This window comes from Rhodanobacter sp. Col0626 (assembly GCF_049994385.1).
Taxonomy (GTDB): domain Bacteria; phylum Pseudomonadota; class Gammaproteobacteria; order Xanthomonadales; family Rhodanobacteraceae; genus Rhodanobacter.
In genome coordinates this window covers 1,324,369-1,344,458 of the sequence record NZ_CP188260.1, presented here as the reverse complement: position 1 = coordinate 1,344,458, position 20,090 = coordinate 1,324,369, and the positions used below count along the sequence as shown (strand labels likewise).

The following is a 20,090-nucleotide window of genomic DNA, read 5'->3' as shown; positions in this document are numbered from 1 at the left end:
TCAATGGATGAAGATCAGCGCCAGCACCACCGGCAGCACCAGGCCCAAGGTCACCAACGGCCAGGTGGAGGTGCGCCGCGCGGCATGGAATTTCAGCAGGAACAGTCCGGTGATCGCGAACACCAGGCAGGCCAGCGCGAACACATCGAGAAACCAGCTCCATGCCGCTCCCGCATTGCGTCCCTTGTGCAAGTCGTTGAGGTAGGCGATCACACCGCGTCGGGTCAGTTCGTATTCCACCGCACCGCTGGTGCGATCGATGCTGAGCCAGCCGTCGCCACCAGGCCGCGGCAGCGACACGTAGATTTCGTCCGCCGACCACTCCGCCGCACGATCGGCCACGTGCGCCTGCAAGGTGTCGTCCAGCCATGCGGCCACTTCCGCCGGCAACACGGCCTTGCGCTCGTCTTCACCACCGACCATGGCGCGCAGGCCGACCGGCAACGTGATCTTTTGGTGCGTCACCTGTGGCGTGGCCTCGATCTGCCGCGCATGGTTGAGCGTGATTCCGGTCACCGCGAACAGCAGCATGCCGATCAGGCACAGCGCCGAGCTGATCCAGTGCCATTGATGCAGCTGTTTCATCCAGAACGCGCGGCGCTGCAACGAGGCGTCCACGGCTGGTGTCGAGCGCTGTTCCATCGGTTTCCGGGGCCCGCATTCCTGCCGTGCCGCAATCGCACAGCAGTTGGAATGGGTTGTTCATGGTGGGGCGCGATACGGTCAAGCCGATCGTGCGGAATCCCCGCCATTAGACAGTAAACAAGAATCAATCTCAATAACTGGCAAGCTACGCGGCAGTACCAACAGCTAACCGGCGGTCGAACGGATCGGGATCAGCGGTCGTCGCGCGTCCAGATTGCGCCCTCTTCCTCGCGCACCGGAAAGCTGGCGATCGGCTCGTACGCCGGCGGTTTCGTGACCGCGCCGGTGCGCAGGTCGAAGCGCGCGCCGTGGCGTGGGCACTCCACTTCGAAACCGAATACCTCGCCGCCGGCCAGGTCGCCGCCATCGTGGGTACAGGTGTCTTCCACCGCGTACAAGGCACCGTCGACGTTGTACACCGCAATCGGGGTGTCGCCGTCCCATACCAGCTTGTATTCGCCTGGCAGGAAATCGCTGCGGGTGCCGACCTTCACCCAGCCGTTCACGCGGTAGCCCCGGTGAAATCCTTGAGCAATACCTCGAAACGCAGATCGTCGCGGCGGGGAATGCCGAAGCGCTCGTCGCCATATGGAAACGGCTGGTATTCGCCGATGCGCCGGTAGCCGCGGCGCACGTACCAGGCGATCAGCTCCTCGCGCTGCACGATCACCGTCATGCGCATCGCGCGGCAGTGCCACTCCTCGCGCGCCATCCGTTCTGCTTCGGCCAGCATCCGCTTGCCCAGGCCGCTGCCCTGTTCGGACGGGTCGACCGCGAACATGCCGAAATAACCCGCTTCGCCCTGGCTTTCGACGTGACAGCTCGCCTTGAGCCGGCCGTCGTTCTCGGCCAGCAGGATGCGGCTGTCGGGGCGACCGATCAGTTCACCGACATCGGCGGCGTCGGTGCGGCGCCCGTCGAGCAGGTGCGATTCGGTGGTCCAGCCGCGCAACCCGGATTCACCGCGATACGCCGATTCAACCAGGGCCACGATGGCGGCCACGTCGGCCGTCGTCGCCATGCGGAACGAAGGAAAGTTTTCTGCAGTCATCGACGAATGATAATGCCCGTCACGCCCGTCCACCATGACCGGTCGCAGGCATCACGATCGCGCCGCGGATGCCCTGTCGGCTTCGTAGACTTTCATGTGCGCGTAGACGATCGACAGCAGCGAGCGCACGGCGCACTCTGGATCGGCGCGCGCCAGCATGTCGCCGATCACGTGGTCGGCCTCGATCGCATGACCTTGTTGCAGGTCGCGAAGCATCGACGCGGTCAGGCTCGAGCCGGCTTCGGTCAGTACGCCGCGCGCACGTTGCAGGGTCGCCTCGCCCGGCGCGTGGCCGGCGCGTTCCGCCACCGCCCGGCATTCTTCCAGCAGGGCCAGCGCTGCCACGGCGCCGCCGGGTGCGGCAGCGATGGTACCGACCGATCCGCGCATCAGGCAGGTGATGCCGGCCAGCGAGGCCAGGAACACCCATTTGTCCCACATGTCCTGCAGGATCGTGTTGCTGGGACGTGACTCGAAACCCGCGGCGGCCAGACTCTGCATGATTCGCTGCATGCGTTCGGATGGGTTGCCGTCGCGCTCGCCAAAGGTGAGGCTGTGTGACTGGTTGAGATGCTGGATGGCGCCCTGTCCGTCCAGCGTCGCGGCGATCACGCACTGCCCGCCCAGCACATGCTGCGCGCCGAAACGTGCGTCAAGCAGATCGAGCTGACGCATGCCGTTCAACAGCGGCAGGATCGCTGTCTGCGGCCCTACGGCGGGCGCGATATCGGTCATCGCCTGTTCCAGGCCATACGCCTTGCAGCTCAACAGGATCAGGTCGTATGGCTCGCGCAGTCCGGCCGCCAGCACGGTCGGCGGCGACGGCAGCTCGGCGTTGCCGGCAGCGCTGTAGATCATCAACCCATGCCGCGCCAGTTGCTCCGCACGGCCCTCGCGCACCAGGAATGTCACGTCGCGCCCGTGCTGCAGCAGGCGGCCGCCGAAATATCCGCCGGTGGCACCGGCACCCACTACCAGAATACGCATCGCTCAAACTCCCGTGGTGCTGCGTGCCGTTTCAAGCATGCGCCCGATCAGCCCATCCTTTTCGCTCCACAGCGCATTCACCGTGGCCTGGAAACGTTCGCGGAATACCGCATCCTGTTCGTAGTCGCCGCGCAACTCGTTGCCGATCGGCAACTCGCGCACATGTACGCGGATATCGCGGATGCGGCCGGCGATCAGGTCCATCAGGGTATGCGGACCATCCGGATAGACGATGGTGACGTCGAGCATGGCGTGCAGGGCATCGCCCATCGCATCGAGCACGAACGCCAGCCCGCCCGCCCTCGGTCGCAGCAGGTAACGATGCGGCGACGACTGCGCGTCGTGTTTGGCCGGCGTGAAGCGGGTGCCTTCGACAAAATTCATCACCGACACCGGCGTGTGCCGGAATTTCTCGCACGCGCGGCGCGTGGCTTCGCGGTCCTTGCCCTGCAGCTGCGGATGCTTCGCCAGCGTTTCGCGGGAATAGCGTTTCATGAACGGGAAATCCAGTGCCCACCACGCCGGCCCCAGCAGCGGCACCCAGATCAGCTGCTGCTTGAGGAAGAAGCGCAGGAACGGGATGCGCCGGTTGAACACCTTCTGCAACACCGGGATATCCACCCAGCTCTGGTGGTTGCACAGCACCAGGTAATTGCTGTCGCGACGCAGGCCGCCGAGCCCGTCGACCTGCCAGCGCGTGCGGGTGAACCCGTCGAACAGGAGGTTGTTCATGCCGATCCAGCTCTCCGCGATACGCACCAGCACGTGCGAACACGCCAGCCGGATCGCACGGATCGGCACGATCAGCTTGACCAGGGTGAGCGCGAACAGCAGCACCACATGCAGCACGGTGCTGATGGCGAGCAAGAGCAGCGCCAGCGGAATGCGGATCGGGCCGGGTAGCGTGGCGAACATGAATTCAATCAGTGGGGAGGTGTTGGCACAATAATGCCCTGCGGGTGACAGCGGAACCATGCGACCTTTGGCGGCATGCTCACATCAGCAGTTTGCGCACCCTGAGCAGCGCCACGATGAAGGCGTCGATTTCCTCGCGCGTGTTGTAGAACGCCAGCGAGGCACGCAATGTCGCGGGCACGCCGTAGAACTGCATCAGCGGATGCGCGCAGTGGTGACCGGAACGCACGGCGACACCCTGCAGGTCGAGCAGGGTAGCCATGTCGGTGGCCTGCGCGCCGTCCAGCAGGAACGAGATCACCGGCTCCTTCTGTGCCGCCTCGCCGAAGATGCGGATGCCGGGAATCCCGCGCAGCCGCTCGGTGGCGTACTGCAGCAGCTGCTGTTCCCACGCGTGGATCGCGGCAAAACCTACCGAATCGTAGTAGTCGATCGCCGCGGACAATCCGGCAAACCCCGCGATGTTCGGCGTGCCGGCCTCGAACTTGTGCGGCGGCGCGGCGAAGGTGGTTCCGCTGAAACGCACTTCGCGGATCATCTCGCCGCCACCGAAGAACGGCGGCATCGCCTCCAGGTGTTCGCGCTTCGCCCACAGCGCGCCGGTGCCGGTGGGGGCGAGCATCTTGTGTCCGGTGATCGCGTAGAAATCGCAGCCAAGCGCCTGCACGTCGACCGGCCGGTGCGGCACTGCCTGCGAACCGTCGACCAGCAGCGCGATGCCGCGCTTCCTGCATTCGCGCGCGATCTCGCGCACCGGGTTGACCGTGCCGAGTACATTGGAAACATGCGTGACACAGGCCAGTTTCACCTCCGGCGTCAGCATCTCGATGTACTTCTCCACGATCAGTTCGCCACGCTCGTCGATCGGCGCCGCCTTCACCGTGGCACCGCTGCGTGCGGCGACGAGCTGCCACGGCACGATGTTGGCGTGGTGCTCCATCACGGTGGTGAGGACGCTGTCGCCGGGCTTCAGTCGCGGCAGCGCGTAACTGTAGGCCACGAGGTTGATCGACTGGGTCGTGCCGGAAGTGAGGATCAGCTCGTTGCGCGATGGCGCATTGATGAAGCGCGCCAACTTGTCCCGCGCACCCTCATACGCCGCGGTGGCTTCCTCGCCCAACTGATGCACGGCGCGCGCCACATTGGCGTTGTGCTCGCGGTAATGCGCGTTCACCGCCTCGATCACCGACAGCGGCTTCTGGCTGGTGTTGGCGTTGTCGAAATACACCAGCGGCTTGTCGTGCACCGTACGCGCCAGCAGCGGAAAATCCGCGCGGATGCGCTGGATGTCGAAGACGGTAGGGGTGCTGGTTTGTGCATTCATCGAAACAGCTCCGGAAGTGGCTCCCTCCACTGCTCGCAGGGAAGGGCTGGGGTGGGGTCACTCTTCATAACAAGAGCGTTATCCCCTCCCGACCTCCCCTTGCTTGCAGGGGGAGGAGAAAAGCATCACGCAGGCAATTGCGCAACCAGCAGAGTTGACAGGTGCTCGCGCAGGGCCTCGTTCGGCAAATCGTCCAGCACGGCGCGACAGAACGCGGCGGTAAGCAGCGCGCGCGCCTCGCCCAGCGGAATGCCGCGCGAACGCAGGTAGAACAGCGAGCGCTCGTCGAGCTGTCCCACCGTGGCGCCGTGTGCGGCTTTCACTTCATCGGCGTAGATTTCCAGCTCGGGTTTGGTGTCGATCTCGGCGTTCGGCGACAGCAGCAGGTTCTTGTTGCTGAGGCTGGCATCACTGCCATCGGCGCCGGGGGCGACCACGATCGCGCCACGGAATACGCCGCGCGCGCGATCGCTGGCCACGCCGCGCCAGTTCGATGAGGACGTCGTGTTCAGCGCCTGGTGGCGAATCGCCAGCTGGGTGTCGATGTGCTGGCGACCATGCGGCATGAATACGCCATGGGTGTGGAGTTGTGCTTCGTCGCCGATCAGTTCGGCGCGCAGGTCGTGACGCACCAGCGCGCCACCGAGCTCCACCACGTGCAGCGTCGCTCCGGCGCGCGCATGCAAGCGCAGGCTGCTGCGGCGGATCAGGTTCGTGCCGATCGACGCATTTTGCAGCATGGTGTGCCGCAGTTGCGCGCCTTCGCGCAGTTCGATGTCGCCGACCAGGGTGGTCAGCTGGGCCTGCTCTCCATCGCTCACATGCAGCTCGACCAGATTCAGCTCGGCGCCTTCGCCCAGTTCGATCACGTTGCGCACATGCCAGGCCAGTTCGCTGTCGGCGGCCGCTCCGACGAAGACGAGCTGCACCGGCACGCGGATCTTCGCGCGAGCAGCAACCTGCAGTACCACACCGTCACTCGCGCTGGCTGCATTGATCTGCGCAAACGCATCGCCGGTCTCGCGGTAATGTCGCGACAACGCGAAACGCAGTGGCTCCGCGTTGTGCAGTAGCGCCTGCGACAAGGGCTGCAACGACAGGCCTTCGGGTAGCGCATCGGTTGCCGATAGATCGGCACGGAATACGCCATTGACAAAAACCAGTCGCGGTCCGTCCACACCGGGCAATGCAAACGTCGCGGCGTCGATCGCGCGCGTGGCGGCGGTGGCATCGGCGGCGGCGAAACGGCGCTGGCCGAGTCCGCGCAACGCGGTGTACTTCCACGCCTCGACCCGTGTGTCGGGCAAACCGCCAGCGGCGAGCGCGGCGTGATTCTCGCGCCGCGCGGCATCCAGCCAGGCGATGCCGCTGTTCGGCAGCGGTGCATCGAGCAGCGATTCGAGCAACGGCAGAGGTGCCGACTGGCTCATGCCGCGGCTCCCTCGCCGATGCCGGCGTAGCCGTGCTGCTCCAACTTCAGCGCCAGCGACTTGTCGCCGCTTTCCACGATGCGGCCGTCAGCCAGTACGTGCACGAAATCCGGCACCACATAGTCGAGCAGACGCTGGTAGTGGGTGATCATCAGGAACGCGCGCTCGGGCGAACGCAGCGTGTTGACGCCCTGCGCCACCTGTTTCAGCGCGTCGATGTCCAGGCCCGAATCGGTCTCGTCGAGAATCGCCAGCTGCGGTTCCAGCACGGCCATCTGGAAGATCTCGTTGCGCTTCTTTTCGCCGCCGGAGAAACCTTCGTTGACGGCACGGTGCAGCAGTTCGTCGGAGATCTGCATCACCTTCAGCTTCTCGCGCACCAGCTTGAGGAACTGCATGGAATCAAGCTCCTTCTCGCCACGCACCTTGCGCTGCGCATTCAATGCAGCGCGCAGGAAATAGGTGTTGTTGACGCCGGGAATCTCCACCGGATACTGGAACGCCAGGAACACACCAGCAGCGGCGCGCGCTTCGGGATCCAGCGCCAGCAGGTCGACGCCGTTGTAGCTCACGCTGCCGGCGGTCACTTCGTAGCCGTCGCGTCCGGACAGCACGTTGCCTAGGGTGGACTTGCCGGCGCCGTTTGGCCCCATGATCGCGTGCACTTCGCCTGCGTTCACTTCGAGGCTGAGCCCCTTGAGGATTTCCCTGCCCTCGACGCGGGCGTGCAGGTTTTCGATTTTCAGCATGGTTGTTCCTGGTTTTTTAGCCCCTCTCCCATCGGAAGAGAGGTTGGGGTGAGGGTCCGGACTGGCCGCGATGTCGCGCTCCGTCCGTACCCTCATCCGCCCTTTGGGCACCTTCTCCCGAAGAGAGAAGGAAAAAGCATCAGCCGACGGCGCCTTCGAGGCTCACCTCAAGCAATTTCTTCGCCTCCACCGCGAACTCCATCGGCAGCTCGCGGAACACCTGCTTGCAGAAACCGTCGACGATCATCGACACCGCGTCTTCCTCGCCGATACCGCGCGAGCGGCAATAGAACATCTGGTCGTCGGAAATCTTCGAGGTGGTCGCTTCATGCTCGACGATCGCCGTGGGGTTCTTTACTTCCATGTAGGGAAAGGTGTGCGCACCGCACTGCTTGCCGATCAGCAGGCTGTCGCATTGGGTGTAGTTGCGCGCTCCCTCGGCACCCTTCTCCATCTTCACCAGGCCGCGGTAACTGTTGGAGCTGCGGCCGGCACTGATACCCTTGGAAACGATCTTCGACTTGGTGTACTTGCCGAGGTGGATCATCTTGGTGCCGGTGTCGGCCTGCTGGTAGTGATGGGTCAGCGCCACCGAATAGAACTCGCCGACCGAGCGGTCGCCGCGCAACACCACGCTGGGGTATTTCCAGGTGATCGCCGAGCCGGTTTCCACCTGGGTCCAGCTGATCTTGGAATCGTCACCGCGGCAGTCGCCACGCTTGGTGACGAAATTGTAGATGCCGCCCACGCCGTTCTCGTCGCCCGGATACCAGTTCTGCACAGTGGAGTACTTGATCTGCGCCTTTTCCAGCGCGACCAGTTCCACCACCGCCGCATGCAGCTGGTTTTCGTCGCGCTTCGGCGCGGTGCAGCCCTCGAGGTAGGAGACGTGCGCGCCTTCCTCGGCCACGATCAGGGTCCGCTCGAACTGCCCGGTGTTCTGCGCGTTGATTCGAAAATAGGTGGAAAGCTCCATCGGGCAGCGCACGCCCTTCGGGATGAACACGAAGCTGCCGTCGGAGAACACCGCCGAATTCAGCGCCGCGAAGAAATTGTCGCCGGTCGGCACCACGCTACCCAGGTACTTCTGCACCAGCTCTGGGTACTCGCGGATCGCCTCGCTCATGGAGCAGAACAGCACGCCGGCCTCGGCCAGCTGCTTGCGGAAGGTGGTGCCCACCGACACCGAATCGAACACCGCGTCCACCGCCACCCCGGCCAGCGCAGCGCGCTCGTGCAACGGAATGCCGAGCTTCTCGTAGGTTTCCAGCAATACCGGATCGACTTCGGCCAGCGACTTCGGACCGGCTTTCGGAGCGGCGTAGTAGCTGATCGCTTGATAGTCGATCGGTTCGATGTTGAGCTTGGCCCAATCGGGCTTGGGCATGGTCAGCCAATGACGATAGGCCTCCAGCCTCCACTCGGTCATCCACTGCGGCTCCTGCTTGATCGCGGACAAGGCGCGGATGGTGCCCTCGTCCAGGCCGGGCGGCAGGCCGGTCATCTCGATGTCGGTGACGAAGCCCGCGGCATAACTGCGGCCGAGGGCCTCGGCCACATCGGCATTGTCGCGAAGCGTGGCGGCGCTGCTGCTTTGCTTGTTCATGATTTCGTTCATTCGTTGGTGACCCCGCGCGCCTTGGTCGGCATCGCGACCTCGCTCACGGTCACGGCAATTTTTTTCCGCGGCGGCTGCGGCTTGAGCATGTCGGCCAGGCTGACTCCGCGCAGCGCGTTGTTCAGCACGCTGTTGACCTGCTGCCAGCTGCCGCGCACGCCGCATTGCGATTCACGATCGCACTGGCCCTCGGCCACGCTGCATTCGGTCATGCCGATCGGGCCTTCCAGCGCCTCGACGATCTCGGCCAGCGAAATCTCGCTGGCCGGACGGGCCAGCCGATAACCACCGTTGACGCCGCGGAACGACTCGACCAATGCCGCATGACCCAGTGCCTTCAGCAATTTGCTCACCGTCGGCAGCTCCAGGCGTGCCTCGTCGGCGATCTGCACCGTGCTGAGCACCTCGGTCGGGTGCGCGGCGATGCAGGTCATCACGACGGTGGCGTAATCGGTCAGTCGGCTGACACGAAGCATGAGTGCTCAGGCTGGGGCGATTGAATCGGGACTAAAATGGTACTGATTAGGCACGGCGCGGTCAATCGCGGCGTACGCACCACTATCGGGCAAACTCCGCCGGCGAATTCCCGCTTGTCGTGCAGATCGATCCCATCTGCACCCCGGCCCCGCATGAGAAGGGCTTTGTTGTCGCACTGGCATGCATCGTGCTGCGTCGCAATAAGGTTCATCGTGGGGAGTACGACATGAAGTGGATCACCGCCATCATCAAGCCGTTCACGTTGGACGACGTACGCGAAGCGCTGGCCGAGGCCGGCGTCCAGGGCATGACGGTCACCGAGGTGAAGGGCTTCGGTCGCCAGCACGGGCATACCGAGCTGTACCGCGGCGCGGAGTACGTGGTGGATTTCCTGCCCAAACTGAAGATCGAGGTGGCGATCGCCGACGACCAGGCCGAACGGGCGATCGAGGCGATCACGGCCGCCGCGCGCACCGGCAAGGTCGGCGACGGCAAGATCTTTGTCAGTGAGCTGGAGCAGGTCATCCGGATCCGCACCCAGGAGGAGGATGCCGATGCGCTCTGATCGCACCCTTCGCCGCCTTGCCCTGGCGCTGCTGGTCAGCGCACCGATGACGTCTTTCGCACAATCGCCAACCACGCTCGACAGCGGCGACACTGCCTGGATGCTGACGGCGACCATGCTGGTATTGCTGATGACGATTCCCGGCCTGGCACTGTTCTACGGCGGCATGGTCCGCGCCAAGAACCTGCTGTCGGTATTGATGCAGTGCTTCGCGATCACGGCACTGATCAGCGTGCTGTGGATGTTGTACGGCTACAGCGTGGCGTTCAGCACAGAAGGGATGCACGCAGGCACGACCAACCTGCACTCGTTTGTCGGCGGCCTGAATCGCGCGCTGTTTGCCGGAATGACGCCGCACAGCCTGTACCAGCACGTGCCGGAAAGTGTGTTTGCGATGTTCCAGCTCACTTTCGCGATCATCACGCCGGCGCTGATCGTGGGCGCGGTTGCCGAGCGCATGAAGTTTTCGGCACTGCTGATCTTCACCGCCGCGTGGTTCACTTTTGCCTACCTGCCGATGGCGCACATGGTGTGGGGCGGCCCGGGTTCCTTCCTTGGTGACCTGGGTGTACTCGATTTCGCCGGTGGCACGGTGGTGCACATCAACGCCGGCATCGCCGGCCTGGTCGCCTGCCTGATGCTGGGCAAGCGACGCGGTTATCCGCACACGCCGATGCCGCCACACAATCTGGGCTACACCCTGATCGGCGCCAGCATGCTGTGGCTGGGCTGGTTCGGTTTCAACGCCGGTTCGGCGGTGGCCGCCAACGGCAGCGCCGGCATGGCGATGCTGGTGACCCAGATCGCCACCGCGGCGGCGGCATTGGGCTGGATGACGGTCGAGTGGATCATCCACCGTCGCGCCAGCGTGCTCGGCATCGCCTCCGGCGCGGTCGCCGGACTGGTCGCGATCACACCGGCCGCCGGCACCATCGGACCTGATGGTGCGCTGATCCTCGGCGTCATCGCCGGCGTGGTCTGCTTCTTCGCCGCAACCCGGCTCAAGCGTCGCTTCGGCTATGACGACAGCCTCGACGTCTTCGGCGTGCACGCGGTCGCCGGCATCGTCGGCGCGTTGCTGACCGGCCCCTTCGCGGCCGCAAGTTTCGGCGGATTCGGCGATGTTGCACACCCTTTCGGCCAGTTGTGGATACAGGTCAAAGGCGTGGCGTTCACCATCCTCTGGAGTGCCGCACTGACCTGGATGATCCTGCAGCTGATCCAGCTGACCATCGGTTTGCGGGTGGATGACGAGCAGGAACAGATCGGGCTGGATCTCGCGCTGCACGAGGAACGCGGCTACAACCTGTCCTGACCGCCTCGCCACTGCGGCGGCAGGTCGCTAAGCTGACGCGATCTTCCCGCATGTTTTTGTCATGACCCACACGCCCGAACGTGCCGCCTCGCGCCTCGCCTGGACCCGCCAAATACTGGGCGACGCCACGCTGATGCTGGAACCTGCGTCAGCCGATGCCAGCTTCCGCAGCTATTGGCGCACCCACCACGAAGGCCGCAGCTGGATCGTGATGGATTCGCCACCGACGCAGGAGAATCCGCAACCGTGGCTGGAAATCGGCGCCCGCTTGTCCGCCGCCGGCCTGCACGTACCGGCCGTGCGGGCACAGGATCTTCAGCAGGGTTTCCTGCTGATCGAGGATCTCGGCTCGCAGCTGTATCTGGCCGCCCTGGACGACGCCACGGTGGATGCGCTGTACGACGATGCCATGAACGCACTGCTGCATATGCAACGCGACGTGGACGTGACCGGCATGCAGCCTTACGACCGCGCCTTCCTGCAGCTCGAGCTGGAGATCATGCCGGAATGGCTGCTCGGCCGGCATCTTGGCCATACGCCAACCTGCGGGGACTGGGACGTGCTGGAAGCGGCGTTCACCGTGCTGCTGCACAACGCGCTCGAGCAACCGCGTTGTTTCGTGCATCGCGACTACCACAGCCGCAACCTGCTGGTCGTCGATACCGATGAAACGGAGGTGCCCGGGAACCCGGGCATCATCGCTCCGGGACTCTCGAGTCCTGGAATCATCGATTTTCAGGGTGCACTGGTTGGCCCCATCGCCTACGACCTCGCCTCGCTGCTGCGTGATTGCTACATCGTGTGGGATCGCCAGCGTGTGGAAGCCTGGGCAGAAAGCTATCGCCTGCGCCTGCGCGACGCGGACTTGATCGATACAGCCGTCGATCGCGAACGCTTCCTGCGCTGGTTCGACCTGATCGGACTGCAACGCCACATCAAGGTGCTCGGACTGTTCTGCCGGCTGTGCTATCGCGATGGCAAACAGGCGTATCTCGACGACCTGCCGCGCGTATACGACTACGTGATCGACGTGGCTGGCGGTTACCCCGAGCTGGCCGATTTCGTGGCGCTGCTGCAGCGCTGCGTCGGTGATCGCGACCTCACCAGGAAATTGGCCGCATGATCATCCGCGGCCACGGGATGTTGAAGGAAGGAGCCGGGTCATGAGGCATGCGCTGATCTTTGCCGCCGGCCTGGGCGAGCGCATGCGTCCACTGACCGATCACACGCCCAAGCCGCTGTTGTCCGTGGGCGGCAAGCCGTTGATCGCCTGGCACCTGGAAAAACTCGCCGCAGCCGGCGTCCATTACGTGGTGATCAACACCTCGCACCTGGCCGAACAGTTCCCCGACACGCTGGGCGACGGCTCGCGCTGGGGCCTTCGCATCCGCTACGCGTACGAGGGTCCGACGCCGCTGGAAACCGGCGGCGGCATGTTGAATGCATTGCCGCTGCTCGGCAGCGAGCCGTTCATTGCCGTTAATGGCGACATCTGGTGCGATGCCGATTTCGCTGCCCTGCCCGCGAAACCTGCGGGCCTCGCCCACCTGCTGCTGGTCGACAACCCGGCGCAGCATCCGCAGGGTGATTTCATGTTGGACACGCGGGGCGGAGTGCACGACGAAGGCGAGCAGCGACTGACTTTCAGTGGCGTCGGCGTCTATCGCCACGAACTGCTGCGGGACTGGCGCAGGGTCATTGGCGACACGGCGGAAACGCAAGCCATGCCGCCACGCTTCCGACTGGTTCCGCTATTGCGTGCGGCGATGACGACCGACGCTATCCGTGGCAGCCATCACCGCGGCAAATGGACGGATGTGGGCACGCCACAACGGCTGGCGCAGTTGGAAGCCGAACTAGGCCGGTGAATTCACCTCCAATCCCGAGTGCTTCACCCCAAACCGCAGAACAGGCGGCCTCCACGGCCTCGTACCCACCGCGACTGTTACTTAAGTCGATCGCGCGACCCAGGGTCTTTAGCGGATCACCATGCCGCTCGCACTGTTATATAATCAAAATTGACTAGCCGATATTTGATATCAGCCGCCAATCATGGATTGTCAAGCACAGGTAAATCCGTCTTGCTGAATAAAAATACAAACAAAAACGCACTTTCACTTGATGAAATGCTTGATGAATTCAACAAGCACGGTGGAACGCCTGAAAATTATTTATCCGACCATTATCAGAGATACTGGATCACACTTCAGGAATTTTCATCTACGTGGAAAGACCACTCTCTAAATCGAGTACTGGATGTAGGGGCTCACTGGTTACACCAGTCATTAGTCTGGCGCCATGCCGGCTTCCTGGTTACCGCCGTTGATTTACCAGGCACATTTGAAGTAGATAGCGTCAAACGCCTCGCTCAAACACACGACATTCTTTTGAGGAAGTGCCCGGATCTCGAGCAAGCGAAGGAGTTCGAGAGTTTCCCCGACAATTCTTTCGATATTATTCTTTTTTCAGAGATAATCGAGCACATCACCTTCAATCCGGTCAAGTTCTGGACTCAAATACATCGCATACTTTCTCCGGGTGGAAGAATAATAATCACCACGCCAAATTTCTACTCATGGAAAGGCCGCGCCTGGAACCCTTATAGGTACATAAAAGGCATGGGCGGCGGCATCAATGTAGACGATATCCTGGGGCTACATACTTACGCCCACCACTGGCGAGAATACACAAGGTCTGAAATAAAGAGATATTTCGAGTTGCTTTCACCGGACTTCACCGTAGCCAAATCCAAAACGTTGCGCACCTACACGCCGTCCAAAAAAAAATGGAAGCGCGTTGTGCAGTCAATCTTGGAAGTCATGCCCGGGGTGAGGCCCAACTTGCACGTCGAAATTCAGATCAATACAAAGACAAATGGAATTACGGCAAAGCCGCACTGGTGAGCACGACGGCGACGTGTTGATGGATGCGCTTATCGCCATACGTACCTCATCGGCAACCTGCAGGGGACCGGTGCTCCTTCGTCAGGCGCGCTGTGCAGGCCACCGCACTTGGACAGCTCCATTGCCGGGTGCGCTTCAGAATTAGATTCAACAAGGCAGGTCATCCGAACCCCTCACCGAATGCAGAACGGCCCGGTTTGTACCGGGCCGTTCTGTCTGATGAAGCCGCTTGCAAGACGATGCCTCGCTGAGCGAACGATGTTCGCTCAGGGGCGCCGCGCCAACTCCGGATTTTCCTTGGTCACCGGCATCAGGTCCTTCTTCGACACGCCCAGCCACAACAGGATCGGGCTGGCGACGAAAATGGAAGACAAGGTGCCGACCACGATACCGATCAGCATGGTGACAGCGAAACTTTCCACGGCCGGGCCGCCGAAGAAATACAGCGCGCCCATGGTGATGGCCGTGAACAGCGAGGTGATGATGGTTCGCGACAGCGTGTTGTTGATCGAGCGGTTGAGGATTTCTTCCGGCTCGGCCTTGCGCGCCAGCCGGAACAGCTCGCGAATACGGTCGAACACCACCACCTTGTCGTTGATGGAGTAGCCGATCACCGCCAGCACCGAGGCCAGCACGGTCATGTTGAACTCGCGCTGCACCAGCGCCAGGATGCCCAGCGTCACCAGCACGTCATGGACCTCGGTTGCCACGGCCGCGATCGCGAAGCGGCGCTCGAAGCGGATCCACAGGTAGGCCATGATGCCGAGGATCACGAATACCGCCGCGACGGTGCCGTCACTACGCAGTTCCGAACCGACTTCGGCGCTGATGAACTCGGGATTCTTCAGCTTGGCGTCCGGGCGTGATGCCTGCAGGATCTTTGCCACATTGGCTGCCACGCGCTCCAGGTTGACCTTGCCGCTGCTATCGGCCGCCGCAGGCACATCCTTGGTCTGCATTCGGATCGACACTTCCCTGGTGCCACCGAGGCTCTGCACCATCGCGTTGTCGAGACCACCCTTGGCCAGCGCCGCGCGTACGTCGGCAATCTCCACCGATTGGTCGTAATCGACCGTCACGGAAACACCGCCGGTGAAATCCAGTCCGTAATTCAGGCCCTTGGTCGCGATCAGACCGATCGATGCGACCATCAGCAACAATGCCAGCGCGATGCTGTACTTGCGCATGCCGAGAAACGGGATGTTGCTGTCGTGATTGAAGATTTCCATGGAATTCCCGCCCTTACACCGAAAGGGTCTTGAGCTTGCGGTGGCCGTGGATCATCGCGGTGAACGCGTGAGTCAGGGTCACCGAGGTGAACAGCGAAGTCAGGATGCCGATCATCAGCGTCACACCGAAACCCTTGATGCCGCCGGTACCCATCGTGGTCAGTGCCAGCGCCGCGATGAGGTGGGTGACGTTGGCGTCGAGAATGGTCGCCCAGGCCTTTTCATAACCGGCGCGAATCGAAGCATGCGGCGAGGAGCCGTTACGCAATTCCTCGCGGATGCGTTCGCAGATCAGGACGTTCGCGTCGATCGCCATGCCCAGCGTCAGCACGATACCGGCCACGCCGGGCATGGTCAGGGTCACGCCGATCAGCGACATCACGGCAACCAGGATCACCAGGTTGAAGAACAGCGCGATGTCGGCCACCAGACCAAACAGCTTGTAATAGATGGCAGCAGCTAGCAGCACCAGCGCCAGACCCAGCATCACCGCCATGAAACCCTTGTCGATGTTGTCCTTGCCCAGGCTGGCGCCGATCACGCCTTCGGCCACGATATCCATCGGTGCAGCCAGCGCACCGCCCTTGAGCAGCAAGGCAAGATCGGATGCTTCCTTCGGGGAGCCCAGACCGCTGGTCTGGAATTTGTTGCTGAACGGGCTGCCGATGTTGGCGTCGTTGATCACCGACTCGGTGACCTTGGATACGCGCGTCTCCTTGCCGTCGACCATCTTGGTTTCGTAGACGCGCTCGACATATACAACCGCCATCGGCTTGCCGACGTTGGCGTTGGTGAAGTCGCTCATCTTGCGCGCGCCGGCAGCGTTCAGGGTCACGTCGACCTTGGGCGTGCCACTTTGCTGATCGATGCCCGAGGAGGCGTCGGTCAGCTGGTTGCCGGTGACGATGATCTGCTTGCTCACCAGCACAGGCTCATTGGTGCCGTGCATGCGGAACAGGTTGGCGTCAGGCGGAATGTTGCCGGTGCGGGCCGCTTCCTGCGCGCGCGGGTCACCCGGCTGCCCGATACCCGGACGGTATTGCAGGGTGGCCACCGCGCCGATCAGTTTCTTCGCCTCGGTCGGATCCTGCACACCGGCCAGCTCGACCACGATGCGGCTGTCGCCCTGCTGCTGGATCAGCGGTTCGGACACGCCCAGCACGTTGATGCGGTTGCGCAAGGTACCCAGGTTCTGGGTGATCGCGCTGCGCGAAAGATCGCGCAGTTTCTGAGGCTTGATCACCACGTTTAGCACGAAGCGATCACCGGTGCTGGCACCGTCGGCGACATTGAGATCGGTGTATTCGTTGGCAATCATGTCGGACGCGCTCGAACGATCATCCGAGGAACGCAGAATCACCGATATGCCCTTGCCTTCCACGCTGCTGCGGGTGACCGACTCGTAACGAATCTTCTTGTCGCGCAGCAGGCTGCGGATGTCATCCGCATAGCTGTTTTCCTGCTTCTCGATGGCGTCCTTCTGATCGACCTGCATCAGGAAGTGCACGCCGCCCTGCAGATCCAGGCCCAGCGGCATCGAGCGTGCACCAATGGCCCCCAACCACGCGGGCACGTTGGACTGCAGTTTGAAGGCCGCCGTGTACCCAGCGCCAAGCACCGCTTTGATGGCATCCGAACCGCTCTTCTGTACATCGGAGTCGGCAAAGGTCGCCAGCAGATGGTCACCCTCGACCTCTACCTTGGTGAAGGCAATCTTCTGGCTGGTCAGCGCCTCGGACACCTTCTGCTGCAAGGAGGCGTCAATGGGTGGTGCATCACGATTGGCGGTGATCTGCACCGCCGGTACCGGCGGGAACGCGTTTGGCAACGCATAGATCACGCCGAACAACATCACCAGCGCGACCAGCGCGTATTTCCAGCGGGGAAAATCACTCATGCCTTGCATCCATCAAAGCCGCGGCAAGCCGCGGCGGTAGCAACAATCGAGACCAGTCGCGTAAGAGGCGCCGCCGCGATTCGCGGCCAGCACCTCGACGTCCTCAAACGGACTTCAGCGAACCCTTGGGCAATACCTGCTGGACCGACCCCTTCTGTACCTTGACCTTGACGTTGGCCGCGATCTCGACCGTGATGAAGGTTTCACCCAGCTCATCGACGCGACCGGCGATACCGCCATTGGTGACGACTTCGTCGCCCTTGGCCAGCCCGGCGAGCAGCGCGCGGTGCTCCTTCTGGCGCTTCATCTGCGGGCGGATCATCATGAAATACATCAGGCCGAACAGCACCACCATCATGATGATCATGGACATGCCACCGCCGGCGGGCTGCGCGGCAGCGGCCTGGGCGATCACGGGGGAGATCGGAAAACTCATCGGTCTGTCTCGCAAGTTATAGCGACAGCAAGGATTTCGCTGAACGCCTGATAAAAGATCTTGGATTATGCCATGCACCCCCAAACCGTGCACGGCAGCGCGCGGCGCCCCAAGGCCGCGTCCAATCCCTACTGAGGGCGCTCACCGCCCATTGCAAGGCTGGACACCAAGGGTGGTGCACGCCAGCACCCCACCTAACCGGCCGTCACGGCCTGTCGGCTCGCGTAGAACTGTGCCACGAACGCCTCCAGCGCATGACCGGCGATCGCCTCGCGCAAACCGGCCATCAGGCGCTGGTAGTAGCGCAAGTTGTGGATGGTGGCGAGCTGGCTGCCGAGGATCTCGTTGCAGCGGTCGAGATGACGCAGGTAGGCGCGGCTGAACCCCTGGCTGCACGCATAGCAGTCACAGCCCTCTTCGATCACCCGCGTGTCCATCGCGTATTTCGCGTTGCGGATGCGCAGGGTGCCCTCGGCGGTGAACAGGAAACCGTTGCGCGCATTGCGGGTCGGCATCACGCAATCGAACATGTCGATGCCGCGGCGCACCGCCTCGACGATATCCTCCGGCCGGCCCACGCCCATCAGGTAACGCGGTTTGTCGACCGGCAGCAGCGGCACGGTGAAATCCAGCGCATGGTTGCGCTCGGCCTCCGGCTCGCCCACCGCCAGGCCACCCACCGCATAACCGTCGAAGCCGATGTCGACCAGCCCTGCCGCCGAACGCTGGCGCAGGTTCTCGTACACGCTGCCCTGCACGATGCCGAACAGCGCGTTCGGCGGCTTTGAAGCGACCCGCTGCAGTTCATTGAAGGCGCGCCGCGAACGCGCCGCCCAGCGCAGTGAAAGCTCCATCGAATCCGACGCCACCTTCTCGGTGGCCGGATACGGCGTGCATTCGTCGAAGATCATCGCGATGTCCGAATCCAGCGTGGTCTGGATCTGCATCGACACTTCCGGCGACAGGAATACCTTCGAGCCATCGACCGGCGAGGCAAACGTCACGCCCTCCTCGGTGATCTTGCGCTTGTGCGCCAGCGAGAACACCTGGAAGCCGCCCGAATCGGTAAGGATCGGCTTGTCCCAGCCGATGAACTTGTGCAGCCCGCCGAACTTTTCCACGATCTCCAGGCCAGGCCGCAAGTACAGATGGAAAGTGTTGCCCAAGATGATCTCGGCACCGATGTCGGTGACATCGCGCGGCGTCATCGCCTTGACCGAGCCATAGGTGCCCACCGGCATGAACGCCGGCGTTTCCACCGTGCCACGGTCAAACGTGAGGCGACCGCGGCGGGCGGCGCCATCGGTCGCGTGGATATCGAATTGAAGGGAAGTCATCCGTGGATTATCGCGTATCCGGGGAGCGTTCCGGGCGAAGGCCCGACGCGGGAAAGAGCTGGGTGCCTTGTGGGAGGGGCTTCAGCCCCGACGCTGTAGCAGAGCCGTCGGGGCTGAAGCCCCTCCCACAGGGCACCCTCGCACAGAAAGCGCTCGGTCACGCGCCGTGCGGCAGGATCAGCATGGCGTCGCCGTAGGAAAAGAACCGGTAGCGCTGTTCCACCGCGTGGCGGTAGGCCTCGAGCATGAATTCGCGCCCGGCCAGCGCCGACACCAGCATCAGCAGGGTCGACTGTGGCAGGTGGAAGTTGGTGAGCAGGCCATCGATGCTGCTGATGCGATAGCCGGGGAAGATGAAGATCTGAGTTTCGCCGGCGAATGGATGCAGTTCGCCGTCCTTGCTGGCGCTTTCCAGCGCACGCACCACCGTCGTGCCGACGGCGATGACGCGACCGCCGGCCGCCCGCGTGCGATGGATCTGACCGACCAGATGGGCGCCGACGTTTAGCCACTCGCGGTGCATGTGGTGATCTTTCAGGTCATCCGCACGCACCGGCTGGAAGGTTCCGGCACCGACGTGCAAGGTGACGTAGCCGAACTCGACACCGCGATCGCGCAGCGCAGCGAGAATCGCTTCGTCAAAGTGCAGGCCGGCGGTCGGCGCGGCCACGGCACCGGGTTCGCGCGAAAACACCGTCTGGTATCGCTCCAGGTCGCTGGCATCCGCGGGCCGCTCGATATACGGCGGCAGCGGCATCTCACCCAGCTTCAGCAACAGTTTCTCCAGCGGCTCCGGTGCCTCGAAACGCAGCCGGAAGAAGCCCTCGTCGCGGCCCAGCACCACCGCATAGCTGCCGTCCGCCAATTCGATCCGGCCGCCCTCCTTCGGTTTCTTGCTGACGCCGAGTTGCACCGTGGCTTCGTGCGCGCCGGTGACGCGTTCGATCAGAATCTCCACCGCGCCGCCGGTGTCCTTGCGTCCATACAGCCGTGCCGGCAGTACGCGGGTGTCGTTGAACACCAGCAGGTCGCCTGGCCGCAGAAATTCGGGCAGTTCGCGGAACATGCGGTCCTGCCGCGATTGCGCCGCCGCGTCGAGCAGCAACATGCGGCTGGCCGAACGCTCGGGCAGCGGAACCTGCGCGATCAATTCGGGCGGCAGTTCAAAATCGAAATCGGACTTCTTCAAGATGGGCTCGGCGCATACCGCTG

20 protein-coding genes are annotated in these 20,090 nt (G+C 63.1%); 5 read left to right on the top strand and 15 right to left on the bottom strand.

From position 1 onward, the window contains the following. The 10 genes from ACPPVV_RS05430 to ACPPVV_RS05385 form a co-directional block, all read right to left on the bottom strand. On the bottom strand, nucleotides 1-642 hold the full coding sequence (locus ACPPVV_RS05430; RefSeq protein ID WP_426702450.1) for a PepSY-associated TM helix domain-containing protein: 642 nt from the start codon (nucleotides 640-642) through the stop codon (nucleotides 1-3). 194 nt (nucleotides 643-836) lie between these two features. Then, nucleotides 837-1,151, bottom strand: a complete 315-nt coding sequence (locus tag ACPPVV_RS05425; RefSeq protein WP_426702449.1) for a non-heme iron oxygenase ferredoxin subunit — start codon at nucleotides 1,149-1,151, stop codon at nucleotides 837-839. Further along, complete coding sequence (locus tag ACPPVV_RS05420) at nucleotides 1,148-1,696, bottom strand: GNAT family N-acetyltransferase (protein WP_426702448.1); 549 nt, start codon at nucleotides 1,694-1,696, stop codon at nucleotides 1,148-1,150. Before ACPPVV_RS05420 ends, ACPPVV_RS05425 begins: the two co-directional genes overlap by 4 nt. A gap of 51 nt (nucleotides 1,697-1,747) precedes the next feature. Then, a complete protein-coding gene (panE, locus tag ACPPVV_RS05415) occupies nucleotides 1,748-2,683 on the bottom strand; it encodes a 2-dehydropantoate 2-reductase (RefSeq protein WP_426702447.1) in 936 nt (311 codons plus the stop codon). A 3-nt stretch (nucleotides 2,684-2,686) separates the two neighbouring features. Further along, nucleotides 2,687-3,598, bottom strand: a complete 912-nt coding sequence (locus ACPPVV_RS05410; protein WP_426702446.1) for an acyltransferase — start codon at nucleotides 3,596-3,598, stop codon at nucleotides 2,687-2,689. A 79-nt stretch (nucleotides 3,599-3,677) separates the two neighbouring features. Continuing rightward, on the bottom strand, nucleotides 3,678-4,922 hold the full coding sequence (locus ACPPVV_RS05405; RefSeq protein ID WP_426702445.1) for an aminotransferase class V-fold PLP-dependent enzyme: 1,245 nt from the start codon (nucleotides 4,920-4,922) through the stop codon (nucleotides 3,678-3,680). A gap of 125 nt (nucleotides 4,923-5,047) precedes the next feature. Further along, a complete protein-coding gene (sufD, locus tag ACPPVV_RS05400; protein WP_426702444.1) occupies nucleotides 5,048-6,352 on the bottom strand; it encodes a Fe-S cluster assembly protein SufD in 1,305 nt (434 codons plus the stop codon). Continuing rightward, complete coding sequence (gene sufC, locus ACPPVV_RS05395) at nucleotides 6,349-7,101, bottom strand: Fe-S cluster assembly ATPase SufC (RefSeq protein WP_426702443.1); 753 nt, start codon at nucleotides 7,099-7,101, stop codon at nucleotides 6,349-6,351. The genes sufD and sufC overlap by 4 nt, the downstream gene beginning before the upstream one ends. Before the next feature lie 139 nt (nucleotides 7,102-7,240). After that, nucleotides 7,241-8,707, bottom strand: a complete 1,467-nt coding sequence (gene sufB, locus ACPPVV_RS05390) for a Fe-S cluster assembly protein SufB (protein WP_426702442.1) — start codon at nucleotides 8,705-8,707, stop codon at nucleotides 7,241-7,243. Nucleotides 8,708-8,715: 8 nt separating this feature from the next. Continuing rightward, nucleotides 8,716-9,195, bottom strand: coding sequence for an SUF system Fe-S cluster assembly regulator (locus ACPPVV_RS05385; RefSeq protein WP_426702441.1), 480 nt, complete (start codon nucleotides 9,193-9,195; stop codon nucleotides 8,716-8,718). 227 nt (nucleotides 9,196-9,422) lie between these two features. Here ACPPVV_RS05385 and ACPPVV_RS05380 point away from each other — a divergent pair, with 227 nt between their 5' ends. The 5 genes from ACPPVV_RS05380 (at nucleotide 9,423) to ACPPVV_RS05360 (ending at nucleotide 13,979) form a co-directional block, all read left to right on the top strand. Beyond that, nucleotides 9,423-9,761, top strand: a complete 339-nt coding sequence (locus ACPPVV_RS05380) for a P-II family nitrogen regulator (RefSeq protein WP_426702440.1) — start codon at nucleotides 9,423-9,425, stop codon at nucleotides 9,759-9,761. Nucleotides 9,762-9,807: 46 nt separating this feature from the next. Further along, the gene (locus ACPPVV_RS05375; protein WP_426703172.1) at nucleotides 9,808-11,076 is read left to right on the top strand and encodes an ammonium transporter; all 1,269 of its coding nucleotides are present in this window, start codon (nucleotides 9,808-9,810) and stop codon (nucleotides 11,074-11,076) included. A gap of 61 nt (nucleotides 11,077-11,137) precedes the next feature. Then, nucleotides 11,138-12,199: an aminoglycoside phosphotransferase family protein gene (locus tag ACPPVV_RS05370; protein WP_426702439.1), complete on the top strand. Its 1,062-nt coding sequence runs from the start codon at nucleotides 11,138-11,140 to the stop codon at nucleotides 12,197-12,199. Nucleotides 12,200-12,239: 40 nt separating this feature from the next. Then, nucleotides 12,240-12,944 (top strand): N-acetylmuramate alpha-1-phosphate uridylyltransferase MurU, encoded by a 705-nt coding sequence (gene murU, locus ACPPVV_RS05365; RefSeq protein ID WP_426702438.1) that lies wholly within the window; start codon nucleotides 12,240-12,242, stop codon nucleotides 12,942-12,944. A 213-nt stretch (nucleotides 12,945-13,157) separates the two neighbouring features. Further along, nucleotides 13,158-13,979 carry a class I SAM-dependent methyltransferase gene (locus ACPPVV_RS05360; protein WP_426702437.1) on the top strand — a complete coding sequence of 274 codons (822 nt, stop codon included), beginning with the start codon at nucleotides 13,158-13,160 and terminating at the stop codon, nucleotides 13,977-13,979. A gap of 266 nt (nucleotides 13,980-14,245) precedes the next feature. Here the strand turns inward: ACPPVV_RS05360 and secF are convergent, their stop codons facing one another. From secF to queA, 5 genes are all read right to left on the bottom strand, one after another. Then, nucleotides 14,246-15,208 carry a protein translocase subunit SecF gene (secF, locus tag ACPPVV_RS05355; protein ID WP_426702436.1) on the bottom strand — a complete coding sequence of 321 codons (963 nt, stop codon included), beginning with the start codon at nucleotides 15,206-15,208 and terminating at the stop codon, nucleotides 14,246-14,248. A 13-nt stretch (nucleotides 15,209-15,221) separates the two neighbouring features. Continuing rightward, nucleotides 15,222-17,105: a protein translocase subunit SecD gene (gene secD / locus ACPPVV_RS05350; RefSeq protein WP_426702435.1), complete on the bottom strand. Its 1,884-nt coding sequence runs from the start codon at nucleotides 17,103-17,105 to the stop codon at nucleotides 15,222-15,224. 103 nt (nucleotides 17,106-17,208) lie between these two features. Continuing rightward, complete coding sequence (yajC, locus tag ACPPVV_RS05345; RefSeq protein WP_426702434.1) at nucleotides 17,209-17,541, bottom strand: preprotein translocase subunit YajC; 333 nt, start codon at nucleotides 17,539-17,541, stop codon at nucleotides 17,209-17,211. A 194-nt stretch (nucleotides 17,542-17,735) separates the two neighbouring features. Further along, complete coding sequence (tgt, locus tag ACPPVV_RS05340) at nucleotides 17,736-18,878, bottom strand: tRNA guanosine(34) transglycosylase Tgt (protein WP_426702433.1); 1,143 nt, start codon at nucleotides 18,876-18,878, stop codon at nucleotides 17,736-17,738. Nucleotides 18,879-19,035: 157 nt separating this feature from the next. Then, nucleotides 19,036-20,067, bottom strand: a complete 1,032-nt coding sequence (gene queA / locus ACPPVV_RS05335; protein ID WP_426702432.1) for a tRNA preQ1(34) S-adenosylmethionine ribosyltransferase-isomerase QueA — start codon at nucleotides 20,065-20,067, stop codon at nucleotides 19,036-19,038. Nucleotides 20,068-20,090: the final 23 nt, after the last annotated feature.